The organism is Cobetia sp. 5-25-4-2 (assembly GCF_013374075.1).
Taxonomy (GTDB): Bacteria; Pseudomonadota; Gammaproteobacteria; order Pseudomonadales; family Halomonadaceae; genus Cobetia; species Cobetia marina.
In genome coordinates, this window is the sequence record NZ_BLWK01000022.1 from 1 (window position 1) to 457 (window position 457).

Sequence of the window (457 nt, forward strand, 5' to 3'; positions counted from 1 at the left end):
CCGTGCTGTCGGCTTCCGCGGTACCGGAGACGGTCGGCGTGGTGTCATCGGTGCTGTCACCGTCGACCAGGGCGGCGGTCAGATCGCCAACGTTGTCACTGATGGTAGTGATGACCGGCGCGGTCGGCGCGGTGATGTCGATGGCGACATCAATGCTGTTCGAGGCATCAGAGCGGTTGCCCGCCACATCGGTAATCACGGCTGTCGCGGCGTAGCTGCTGCCATCGGTCAGGTCGTCGGCGGCAATGGAGACCGCCACGCTGTCGGCGGTGATGTCAGCCTCTTCCAGCACGACTGAAGTGGTGATCACGTTCGACGCGTCATCGCTGTCGACCAGGGTGACCGTCACGGTGTCGCCGGCGACGGCCTCATCGCTGAGGGTGACCGTGGTGGGCAGACCCGCTGCCAGTTCGGCGGCACTCACACCATCTACCGCTGCCTCGATGGCCAGCGTCGG

1 protein-coding gene is annotated in these 457 nt (G+C 65.6%); it reads right to left on the reverse strand.

What is annotated here, in order from left to right; genetic code table 11:
- Positions 1–457, reverse strand: a 457-nt coding sequence (locus HXS65_RS17345; protein WP_218015115.1) for a hypothetical protein, incomplete at both ends; no start/stop codon positions are given.